8 protein-coding genes are annotated in these 11,723 nt (G+C 66.0%); 3 read left to right on the top strand and 5 right to left on the bottom strand.

Features of this window, described 5'->3' with window-relative positions:
- Positions 1-120: 120 nt before the first annotated feature.
- Positions 121-552, bottom strand: coding sequence for a type II 3-dehydroquinate dehydratase (gene aroQ, locus XF30_RS06415; RefSeq protein WP_036020614.1), 432 nt, complete (start codon positions 550-552; stop codon positions 121-123).
- 267 nt (positions 553-819) lie between these two features.
- Here aroQ and hemA point away from each other — a divergent pair, with 267 nt between their 5' ends.
- Both hemA and XF30_RS06405 read left to right on the top strand, forming a co-directional pair.
- A complete protein-coding gene (hemA, locus tag XF30_RS06410) occupies positions 820-2,049 on the top strand; it encodes a 5-aminolevulinate synthase (protein ID WP_035996665.1) in 1,230 nt (409 codons plus the stop codon).
- 182 nt (positions 2,050-2,231) lie between these two features.
- The gene (locus XF30_RS06405; RefSeq protein WP_109145597.1) at positions 2,232-5,741 is read left to right on the top strand and encodes a PAS domain-containing hybrid sensor histidine kinase/response regulator; all 3,510 of its coding nucleotides are present in this window, start codon (positions 2,232-2,234) and stop codon (positions 5,739-5,741) included.
- 11 nt (positions 5,742-5,752) lie between these two features.
- Here XF30_RS06405 and XF30_RS06400 read toward each other — a convergent pair whose 3' ends face one another.
- From XF30_RS06400 to XF30_RS06385, 4 genes are read right to left on the bottom strand one after another with little or no spacing between them, the layout of a single operon-like run.
- Entirely contained in the window at positions 5,753-6,574 is an 822-nt protein-coding gene (locus tag XF30_RS06400; RefSeq protein WP_035996659.1) for an SDR family NAD(P)-dependent oxidoreductase, read from the bottom strand.
- A 17-nt stretch (positions 6,575-6,591) separates the two neighbouring features.
- A complete protein-coding gene (locus XF30_RS06395; RefSeq protein ID WP_109142219.1) occupies positions 6,592-7,155 on the bottom strand; it encodes a cytochrome P460 family protein in 564 nt (187 codons plus the stop codon).
- A gap of 52 nt (positions 7,156-7,207) precedes the next feature.
- Positions 7,208-8,236, bottom strand: a complete 1,029-nt coding sequence (locus tag XF30_RS06390; RefSeq protein WP_109142218.1) for an alpha/beta fold hydrolase — start codon at positions 8,234-8,236, stop codon at positions 7,208-7,210.
- Between the two features lie 35 nt (positions 8,237-8,271).
- On the bottom strand, positions 8,272-8,691 hold the full coding sequence (locus tag XF30_RS06385; protein WP_035996651.1) for an organic hydroperoxide resistance protein: 420 nt from the start codon (positions 8,689-8,691) through the stop codon (positions 8,272-8,274).
- Positions 8,692-8,886: 195 nt separating this feature from the next.
- On the opposite strand from XF30_RS06385, the gene XF30_RS06380 reads away from it, so the two are divergent.
- On the top strand, positions 8,887-11,718 hold the full coding sequence (locus tag XF30_RS06380; protein WP_109142217.1) for an ATP-binding protein: 2,832 nt from the start codon (positions 8,887-8,889) through the stop codon (positions 11,716-11,718).
- Positions 11,719-11,723: the final 5 nt, after the last annotated feature.

Here is an 11,723-nt window from a genome sequence, read left to right as displayed (position 1 = left end):
GGGTGATGGGGGAGTCTCCGCGAGTCCAACTCTCACCATCATTGCCGAAACAGCCCCTCACCCCAACCCTCTCCCCGTAAGAACGGGGCGAGGGAGCAGACCTCCGGCGCGGCTGGCGCCTCACTTCATATTCGCGATCGCGTGCAGCGCCGCGATGTAGCCGAACGGCCCGAGCCCGCAGATCACGCCGGTCGCCACGTACGAGATCTTGGAGTGCCGGTGATATTCGTCACGGGCGTGGATGTTGGAGATGTGCACCTCCAGCACCGGACCCTCGAACGTCTTGATCGCGTCCATGATCGAGACCGAGGTGAAGGAGAGGCCGGCCGGATTGATGACGATGGCCTCGGCGTCCTGCCGCGCCGACTGGATCAGATCAACCAGCACGCCCTCGTGGTTGGACTGGTGGAAGGCGAGCTTGAGGCCGAGCCTGGCGGCCGCGTCCTCGCAGCTCGCGTTGACCTCCGCGAGCGTCGTCGTGCCGTAGATGTGCGGCTCGCGGATGCCGAGCATGTTGAGGTTGGGGCCGTTGAGGATCATCACGCGCTTCATGGAAGGGTCCTTTCGAGAGCCTGGTTGAGCAAGGAAAGCGCGCGCCGGGCCGCGACGGAAGACCATAGGCTGGGTCGCCCCGGCAGATGGTGCAGAGCAGCATTATATGTCGCGCAGGATTGATCGGGATCAAACTGAGACGCGCCGGATAGGGCATTTTGCCCAAATGCCCCACAGATCCAAATGTGGGATAGCGCATAGACATTGGAGCTGGAAAAGCTCTAAGTAGACCCGTCCCCTTGGTCAGGTTCCGTTGCAGGTTTGCCGATGGATTACGCCCAATTCTTCGATTCCGCCCTCGATCGTCTCCACACCGAGCGGCGTTATCGCGTGTTCGCCGACCTCGAACGCACGGCCGGCCGGTTCCCGCATGCGGTCTGGCACTCGCCCAAGGGCAAGCGCGACGTCGTGATCTGGTGCTCCAACGACTATCTCGGCATGGGCCAGCATCCGAAGGTGGTCGGCGCCATGGTCGAGACTGCCACGCGCGTCGGCACCGGCGCCGGCGGCACCCGCAACATCGCCGGCACGCATCATCCGCTGGTGCAGCTCGAAGCCGAGCTCGCCGATCTCCACGGCAAGGAAGCCGCGCTGCTGTTCACCTCGGGCTATGTCTCGAACCAGACCGGCATCCCGACCATCGCAAAGCTCATTCCGAACTGCCTGATCCTGTCGGACGAGCTCAACCACAATTCGATGATCGAGGGCATCCGCCAGTCCGGCTGCGAGCGGATCGTGTTCCGCCACAACGACGTTGCGCATCTCGAAGAGCTGTTGAAAGCGGCCGGTCCCGATCGGCCGAAGCTGATCGTCTGCGAGAGTCTCTATTCCATGGACGGCGATGTCGCGCCGCTCGCCAGGATCTGCGATCTCGCCGAGAAATATGGCGCGATGACCTATGTCGACGAAGTCCACGCCGTCGGCATGTACGGCCCGCGCGGCGGCGGCATCGCCGAGCGCGACGGCGTGATGCATCGCATCGACATTCTCGAGGGCACGCTGGCCAAGGCGTTCGGCTGTCTCGGCGGCTACATCGCCGCCAACGGCCAGATCATCGACGCCGTGCGCTCCTATGCGCCGGGCTTCATCTTCACCACCGCGCTGCCGCCGGCGGTCTGCTCGGCCGCGACCGCCGCGATCAGGCACCTGAAGACGTCGAGCTGGGAGCGCGAGCGCCACCAGGACCGTGCCGCCCGGGTCAAGGCGATCCTTAATGCCGCCGGCCTGCCGGTGATGTCGAGCGACACACACATCGTACCGCTGTTCGTCGGCGATCCCGAGAAGTGCAAGCAGGCTTCCGACCTGCTGCTCGAACAGCACGGGATCTACATCCAGCCGATCAACTATCCGACCGTCGCCAAGGGCACCGAGCGCCTGCGTATCACGCCCTCGCCCTATCACGACGACGGCCTGATCGATCAGCTCGCCGAAGCGCTGCTGCAAGTGTGGGACCGCCTCGGCCTGCCGCTGCGCGCGAAGTCGCTGGCCGCGGAATAGGCCTCTTTTACCCTCCCCTGGAGGGTAAGAGCGGGCGGACAGCTCGCCCCACCGCTTAACGACGCCGGCAGTTCCTACCGCCGCACGGCATTTCGCTGTCGCCTGCACTCGCTCAACGCGCTAGGTTTGCAAGGAAAATGAGCTCGGGCGCCGCCGGCGCCCAGGGAGAGAGCCCCCGACCCATGCTGCACGATTGGGGCGTGATCGCCGCCGCCTTCGGCTATATCGGCTTCCTGTTCCTGGTGGCGAGCCACGGCGACCGCCGCTCGCCGGCCGGTCGCGGCCGCGCCTCCGGGCTGATCTATCCGCTGTCGCTGGCGATCTACTGCACGTCCTGGACCTTCTTCGGGTCGGTCGGCTTCGCGACCCGCACCTCGACCGATTTCCTCGCGATCTATGTCGGCCCGATCCTGATGATCGGGTTGGGGGCCGGGGTGCTCCGACGCGTGATCCAGCTGGCGAAAGCCCACAACATCACCTCGATCGCCGACTTCATCGGGGCACGCTACGGCAAGAGCCAGGCGGTGGCGGCGACCGTCGCCGCAATCGCGATCATCGGCTCGGTGCCCTATATCGCGCTCCAGCTCAAGGCGGTGGCTTCTTCGCTGGGCACAATCCTGAGCGAAGATCAGGCCTTCTCGCACATCCCGATCCTCGGCGACATGGCGCTGATGGTGACGCTGACGATGGCGGCCTTCGCTGTGCTGTTCGGCACGCGACAGACCGACGCGACCGAGCACCAGCACGGCCTGATGCTGGCGATCGCGACCGAGTCCATCATCAAACTGGTCGCCTTCCTCGCCGCCGGCATCTTCGTCACCTTCTGGATGTTCTCGCCGCATGAATTGATCGAGCGCGCGATGAGGACGCCGGAAGCGGTGCGCGCCATCAATTATTCGCCGTCGATCGGCAACTTCCTGACCATGACATTGCTGTCGCTGTGCGCGATCATGCTGCTGCCGCGCCAGTTTCACGTCAGCGTGGTGGAGAATTCCTCGGATGCCGAGGTCGGCCGCGCGCGCTGGCTGTTTCCGCTCTACCTCGTCGCCATCAACCTGTTCGTGATCCCGATCGCGCTCGCCGGCCTCGTGACCTTCCCGTTCGGCACGGCCGACCCTGATATGTACGTGCTGGCCCTGCCGATCGAGAGCGGCGCGAACCTGCTCAGCGTCGCCGTCTTCGTCGGCGGGCTGTCGGCGGCGACCGCCATGGTGATCGTCGAATGCGTCGCGCTCTCCATCATGGTCTCGAACGACCTCGTGGTGCCGCTGGTGCTGAAACGTCGGCCGGAGGGGCGCGCCGGCGGGGCCGATTTCAGCAACTTCCTGCTGCGCTCGCGCCGGCTCGCGATCTTCGCCATCATGGTGATGGCCTATTTCTACTATCGCGCGCTCGGCAGCACCCAGCTCGCGGCGATCGGCCTGCTCTCCTTTGCCGCCATCGCCCAGCTCGCCCCGAGCTTCTTCGGCGGCCTGCTCTGGCGGCGCGCGACCGCGCGCGGGGCGATCGGCGGCATGCTGGTCGGGTTTGCGGTGTGGCTCTACACGCTGTTCATGCCGAGCTTCATGGATTCCTCGACGTCAGGCATCCTGCTGCTGCAGCACGGCCCGTTCGGCATCGAGGCGCTGCGGCCGCAGGCACTGTTCGGCGCCGACCTGCCGCCCCTGATGCACGGCGTGATCTGGTCGCTGTCGCTCAACATCCTGACCTATGTACTGCTGTCGCTGGCGCGCCGGCCATCCTCCATCGAGCTGCTGCAAGCCGATCTGTTCGTGCCCAATACGCTCGCACCGATCTCCCCGAGCTTCCGCCGCTGGCGCAGCACCGTCACCGTGCAGGACATCCAGACCACGGTGGCGCAATATCTCGGGCCCGACCGCGCACGGCACTCCTTCGAGGCCTTCTCGGCGCGGCGCAACGTGCGGCTGGAGCCCGGTGCGCCCGCCGATTTCGAGCTGCTGCAACACGCCGAGCATCTGATTGCCTCCTCGATCGGCGCGGCCTCCTCCCGCCTCGTGATGTCGCTGCTGCTGCGCAAGCGGACGGTCTCCGCCAAGGCCGCGCTGAAGCTGCTCGACGATTCGCACGCCGCGCTGCATTTCAACCGCGAGATCCTGCAGACCGCGCTCAACCATGTGCGTCAGGGCATCGCCGTGTTCGACGCCGATCTGCAACTGATCTGCTCCAACCGGCAGTTCGGGGACCTCCTCAATGTGCCACTGCATCTGATCCAGTTCGGCACGCCCTTGCGCGAGATCCTGGAGTTCATCGGCCTCGGCGATCCGAACGATCCGCTTGAGCGCGAGGCCCTGCTGGAACGGCGCCTTGCGGCCTACACCACCGACAGCGAGCCTTATCTCGAGCGGCTGCCGGAACGCCACATGGTGATCGAAGTGCTCACCAACCGCATGCCCGGCGGGGGCTTCGTCATCACCTTCACCGACGTCACGCCGAGCTTCGAAGCCGCCGAAGCGCTGGAGCGCGCCAATGCGACGCTGGAAAAGCGCGTGCGCGACCGCACCGAGGAGCTGACGCGGCTGAACTCCGAGCTGGCCATCGCCAAGAGCGCGGCGGAGGACGCCAGCATCTCCAAGACGCGTTTCCTCGCCGCCGCCAGCCATGACATCCTGCAGCCGCTGAACGCGGCGCGGCTCTACGTCACCAGCCTCGTCGAGCGCCAGCACAATGGCGAGGAGACGCGGCTGGTCGAGAACATCGACGAATCCTTGCAGGCGATCGAGGAAATCCTCGGCGCGCTGCTCGACATTTCCAGGCTCGATGCCGGCGCGATGGCGACCTCGATCTCGAGCTTCAAGATGGCCGATCTGATGCGGTCGCTGGAAATCGAGTTCGCGCCGATCGCGCGCGCCAAGGGCCTGGAGCTCGCCTTCGTGCCCTGCTCGCTGCCGGTCGAGTCGGACCGGCTCCTGCTGCGGCGCCTGCTCCAGAACCTGATCTCGAACGCGATCAAGTATACCCCGCGCGGCCGCGTGCTGGTCGGCTGCCGCCGCCGCGGCGCCTCGCTCAAGATCTGCGTCTACGACACCGGCGTCGGTATCCCCGCGGTCAAGCGCGGCGAGATCTTCAAGGAATTCCATCGCCTGGAGCAGGGGGCGCGGATCGCGCGCGGTCTGGGCCTCGGCCTCTCGATCGTGGAACGCCTGGCCCGCGTGCTCAAGCACGGCATCGCCATCGACGGCAATCGAAGCGGCGGCTCGGTGTTCTCGGTGACCGTGCCGACGGCGAAGGCGGTCACCCACACCGCGGCCGTGACCAGCGCGACGCCGCTGGCGCGCACACCGATCTCGGGCGCGCTGATCGTCTGCATCGAGAACGATGCGGCGATCCTCGACGGCATGCGCACGCTGCTCAAGGCCTGGGATGCCGAGGTGATCGCGGTCGCCGATCCCGAAGGCGCGATCGCTGCGATCGAAACCGCCGGCCGCCGCGTCACCGGCCTTCTGGTCGATTATCACCTCGATCGCGGCAACGGCATCGCCGCCATCCGCGAGATCCGCCGCCGTTTCGGCGATACCATCCCTGCGATCCTGATCACGGCCGACCGCAGCCCCGCCGTGCAGGTCGCCGCGCGCGACGAGAAGATCGCAGTGCTCAACAAGCCGGTGAAGCCGGCTTCGCTGCGTGCCCTGCTCGGGCAGTGGCGCACGCAGCAGATGGTGGCGGCGGAGTGAGGCCCCCGGGGTCAATAGTCAGTCGATACGCTGAGCGCTCGCCACCTCTCCAGCTCTTCGAGGCGGAGCTTATCGATCGCAGCGATGGCGTCGACGGCATCGCTTCCGAGCGCAATGCGCAGAGGCGGGCGCTCCATATCGGCAAGCTTCAGAACCACGGCCGCGGCTTTGGCTGGATCGCCGGGCTGCCGGCCGTCGTAATCGCGCTGCATCCTGACGGCAGCGCCGACGAGCGCATCGTATTCCGGGCGTCCTTCGCCGGTCCCATGTGCGGCTCGCGCAAAGCCGGTGCGAAAGCCGCCGGGCTCGACGATCGTGACGTTCACGCCGATCAGCGCCATCTCGCGCGCCAGCGATTCCGAAAAGCCCTCGATACCCCATTTCGCGGCCGAATAGGCGGCGCGGGCTGGGGCGCCGATCCGGCCGCCTACGGACGAGACTTGCACGATGTGGCCACGGCGCTGCCGGCGCAGCACCGGAATCGCCGCCTTGGTGACGATAATGGTGCCTATCAAATTGGCCTCGATCTGCCGCCGGAACGAGTCCAGGCCAGTATCCTCGACCGATCCGAGGTCGCCGTAGCCGGCATTGTTGACGACCACGTCGAGTCCGCCGAACGTCTCCGCAGCAAGCGCGATGGCTGCCGGCGCGGCAGCTTCATCCGTGACGTCGAGCGTTGCAAGGCACAGTCTTTCAGCGAAACGTTCCCGCAACGGTTCAAGCGGTTGGAGCGTCCGCGCAGTGGCAACCACCTGGTCGCCCGCGGCGAGTGCCGCTTCCGTGATGGCACGGCCAAGCCCGCGAGAGCTGCCGCTGATGAACCAAGTCTTCAAGCCAGTCACCGTATGTCTCAAGGCGCGAGCCGCGTGAAGACATAGTCGCGGCTCTTGGCGCGGGCTTCGTGGCAGGCGAAGCAGGTGCGGTGCTGCGCCTCGTCCACCGGCTTGCCGTTGATGAAGCGGCCAAAGCCCCAGCCGCCGGTAGCGGCGTATTTCCTGGAATCCTTCACCATCACCTGGACCGTGGTGGCGGCGCCGGGAATCGTCGCGGACGCAAACTCGGGTGACTGTTTCCGCTTCCACGCGCGCTTGACCAGAATGGTGCCATCCGGGAACGGCAGTTTTCCGGCCTGATAGGCGTCGATTGCGGTCTGATTGCCGACAACAGCGCGCAGCTCGTCGAGTGGCGCGGCCTCTTCGGCCGGCGCGATCAGCTCCCACCGCTTATAGCCGGCTGGGATTGTGACGCCGAAGATCGGCGAGGCGTCCGCCGCGCTATGTTCCGCTGGCCCTTCCGCGAAGGCGATCGTGACGAGGTAGGGCATGCAGGTCAGGAGCACGACGAGGAGGACCACGGTCAGCACGATCATTGTGGTGTGGAGAGATTTCTTCTTATCGGGTTCGGCTATCGTCATGATGTTTCATCGGGCTCGATCAATGAGGCTGGACGGAGGTGCCGACGAATGCCTAGGCGCCATCGGCGTCGATGACGGCCTTGGCAAAGGCTTGTGGCGCTTCCTGCGGCAGATTGTGGCCGACACCGCCGGTGATCAGGCGAAACTCATATCGGCCTGAGAACTTCTTGGCGTAGGCGCTAGGATCGGGATGGGGCGCGCCGTTGGCATCGCCCTCCATCGTGATCGTCGGCACTTCGATTTGCGGAGCTGCGGCCAGCTTCTTTTCGAGAGGCTCGTATTTCGCCTCGCCCTGGGCAAGCCCGAGCCGCCAGCGGTAATTGTGGATCGTGATCGCGACGTGATCCCTGTTGCCGAGCGCCGCCGCGCTCCTGTTGAAGGTGGCGTCGTCGAACTTCCACTGCGGCGAGGCCAGCTTCCAGATCAGCTTGGCGAAATCGTGCGTGTACTTCTCGTATCCGGCCCGGCCGCGTTCGGTCGCGAAGTAGAACTGGTACCACCATTGCAGCTCCGCCTGCGGCGGCAACGGCGCGTTGCCGGCAGCCTGGCTCGAGATCAGATAGCCGCTGACCGCTACCAACGCGCGACAACGGTCCGGCCACAGCGCGGCGATGATGTCGGCGGTGCGTGCACCCCAGTCGAAGCCGGCGACGACGGCTTTCTTGATCTCGAGCTTGTCCATCAGCGCGATGATGTCCGCGGCCATGGCCACAGGCTCGCCGTTGCGCGGCGTTTCGCTGGAGAGGAAGTGCGTCGTGCCGTAGCCACGCAAGTATGGGATGATCACGCGATAGCCGGCCTTTGCCAGGAGGGGCGCGACGTCGATGAAGGCGTGAATGTCGTAGGGCCAGCCATGCAGCAGGATCGCCACCGGACCGTTCGAGGGACCCGCCTCGGCATAGCCGACGTTGAGAACGCCGGCATCGATCTGCTTGATCGCGCCGAAGGACGCATTCGATGCTTGGGATCGCTGCGGTTCGGTCTCGGCACGAGCGAACGCGATCACGCCGATGCCGGCGGCGGCGGCTCCGGTGGCGATGCCGAGAAACTGGCGGCGGTGCTGATCGATGAGCTGCTTCATGATGATGTGACCTTGTCGTGATTTATGATGGTGCGTCAGATCAGCGCGACCGTGACGTCGATGTTGCCGCGGACGGCCTTGGAGTAGGGGCAGGTTTGATGCGCTTCATCGATGATGCCGCGTGCGATCTCGGGGTCGAGTCCCGGCAGGCTGACATTGAGGCGCGCCCTCAGCGCGTAGGCGCCCTCGTCGAGCACCAGATCGATCTCCGCATCGATCGCGCTTTTCCTGGGAAGGGTCACCTTCTGCTTGCGCGCGGCGAGTTCCATGGCGCCTTCGAAGCAGGCCGACCAGCCGGCCGCAAACAATTGCTCGGGATTTGTGCCGATGCCGGCCCCGCCCGGCGGCGACAGCTTGACGTCGAGGCGACCGTCGGAACTGCGCGATATGCCGTCGTGCCGGCCTCCGCTGGTGTGGGTCCGGGCCGTGTAGAGCAGTTTTGCCGTTTGCGTCATGAAGAGCTCCTTGCCGTCGCGCAAACTGACTAGCAGCGACGCGCCCCGGAGACCCGTTTGGACTTGTGAGAAGTTGTGAGGCCGGCGCAGAAGCTTATGGGAGGCTTGCAAACACGGTCTGAGGCCGATGCAACGCAGGCCTTGCGGGATGGCTGCCCTCTGGCTATCCGGTTCGCAAATGAGCAAGATTTCGCGATGACCACGCCGACCGGGCCAAGACTCTCGTTCGGACCATTCACCGTGGCGCCACATGAAAGGCTCGTGACGCGCGACGGCGTCGCGGTGCCGCTGGGTTCGAAGGCCTTCGACGCGCTGATCGCACTGATGTCGCGGCCGAACGAGGTCGTCAGCAAATGGGATCTGATGGCGCTGGTGTGGCCCGGCATCACCGTCGAAGAGGCCAATCTGCGCTTTCACATCGCCGCTCTCCGCAAGGCGCTCGGCGACGGCAAGGACGGCGCGCGATACATCACGACGCTCTCCGGGCGCGGCTATTGCTTCGTGGCACCGATCTCGCACACGCAGCTTCCGGCGGCGCGGCGCTCGTCCCCGCCGATGGAACTGCCGCCGGTCAAGCTGCCGAATCGGCTGCAACGGATGATCGGGCGCGACCAGGCGGTCACCACCATCTCCGACAAGCTTCTCACCTCGCGCTTCGTCACGATCGTCGGTCCGGGCGGCGTGGGCAAGACTGCCGTCGCGGTGGCGATCGCCCACGACCTGCTCGCGACGTTCTCCGACGCCGCGCACTTCGTCGACCTTGCCGCGCTCAGCGATCCCAATCTCGTGATCACCTCGATCCTGTTGATGCTCGGCTTGCCGGCCGAGACCGACGATCCCCTGCCCGCGCTGCTCGCGCATGTCAGGGACAAGCGGTTGCTGCTCATCCTCGACAATTGCGAGCATGTCATCGCCGCGGCGGCACCGCTGGCTTCGGCGATCTTCCACGCTGCGCCTGATGTCCACATCCTCGCCACCAGCCGCGAAGCCCTGCGCGTCGAGGGCGAGCAGGTCTATCGACTGGCGCCGCTCGCCGTACCGCCTGATAGTGCCGGGCTGAGTGCGGCGGCTGCACAGACCTATCCCGCGCTTCAGCTCTTCATCGAACGGGCGACCGCTGGCGGCGCGCAGATCGCGCTCGACGATACCAACGCCGCGACTATCGCGAGGATCTGCCGCAACCTCGACGGCATGGCCCTGGCGATCGAGCTCGCCGCCGGCCGGGTCGAAGCTTACGGCCTGGAGCAGACGGCCGCGCTGCTCGATGAGCGTCTCAATCTGCTCTGGCAGGGCCAGCGCACCGCGCCCCCGCGACAGAAGACGTTGCGGGCGACGCTGGACTGGAGCTACGGGCTGCTGTCCGACATCGAGCGCCTCGTCCTCCGCAGGCTGGCGGTCTTCGCAGGTCACTTCACCATCGACGCCGCCCTCGAGGTCGTCCCGGATGAACGTGCCGACCGCTCCCATTTGTTCGATGCCATCGACAGTCTCGTCGCCAAATCGATGGTCGCGCCGCGGCCGGTCGGCGCCATGATGCGCTACCGTCTGCTCGATACCACGCGCGCCTATCTGCTCGAGATCGAGCCGAACGACGCCGGGCTCGCCGCCCGCCACGCGACCTACTACCGGCGATGGCTGGAGCAGGCCGGCAGCACATGGGCGGCAACGCCGAACGCCGACGAACGGGCGATCCACTTCTCCGCGCTCCACAATGTGCGTGCCGCGCTGGACTGGTGCTTTGGCGCGGGCGGCGACGCCACGGCCGGCATTGCGCTCGCCGCCGCGGCAGCGCCGATCTTCCTCGCGATGTCCCTCTTGATCGAATGCCGGCGCTGGTCGGAACGGGCACTGCTTGCGATGACCCCGTCCGCGCGTGGCAGCGCCGATGAAATGCACATCCAGGCCGCCCTCGGGCTGACCCTGATGTTCACGCGCGGCGGCAGCGAGGCGGCGCGCGTGGCCTTGAGCAGGAGCCTTGCGATCGCGGAGGCGCGCGGCGACGCGCCGAACCAGCTCCAGCTGCTCGGCCGCATGCACATCTTCCACGAACGGATGGGGCAGTTCGATGCCGCGCTTGGCTATGCGCAGCAGAGCCTTGCGGTCGCGCAGCCGCTCGGCGATCCGGGCTCGATCGTCCTCGCCCATTCGTTGCTCGGGGTCTCGCTGCATCTGGCCGGCGAGCACCGCGACGCGCTCAAGATGCTGGAGGTCGCATGGCAAGGGCCGGGCGCCGAACGAATCAGCACCATCCATGGCTTCGATCATCGCAACCGGGCCGGCATCACGCTGGCGCGCGAACTCTGGTTGCAGGGCCGTCCCGCGGACGCGCGGCAGCTGGCGCAACAGACGGTGACTGAAGCCGCGCAGATGGAGCATCCGATCACGCTGTGCATCGCGTTGATCTGGGCGGTCTCGATCTCGCTCTGGGACGGCGATCTCGACGGCGCCGAGCAGAGCATCGACCAATTCATCGCGCATGCCGAATCTCGCTCGATGGGTCCCTATCTCGTGGTGGGCCGCGGCGTGAAAGGCGAACTGGCGATCCGTCGGGGAGACGCCGCGCAAGGCGTCGATACGATCATGGCTTGCCTACGCAAGCTCCACGAGGCCGGCTACGAACTGCTCACCACAACCTTCAACATCGCACTGGTTCAAGGCTTGTTGGCGCTTGGACAGGTCGAGCAGAGTGCGCGCCTGATCGACGATGCGATCCGCCTCGTCGATCAGAGCGGCGATCATCTCTACATGCCCGAATTGCTGCGGATGAAAGGCAGAGTTCTGTTGTCGCTGCCCGAGCCCGACGCCGAGCAGGCAGAAGCCCACTTCATGCAATCCCTGGATCTCAGCCGCCGGCAAGGCGCCACGGCCTGGGAGCTGCGCGCTGCGATCGATCTCGCCGGGCTGTTTGCCGGACGCGGGCAGCGCGACGAGGCGAAGCGATGGCTCCAATCGGCGCTCGAGGGCTTTGCCGAGGGCGCCGATACGGCGGATATCAAAGCGGCCAGCGTGCTTCTGACCACGCTGTAGCAGCC

This window comes from Bradyrhizobium sp. SUTN9-2 (assembly GCF_003122645.1).
Taxonomy (GTDB): Bacteria; Pseudomonadota; Alphaproteobacteria; order Rhizobiales; family Xanthobacteraceae; genus Bradyrhizobium; species Bradyrhizobium yuanmingense.
This window is presented reverse-complemented; position numbering and strand designations above follow the sequence as displayed.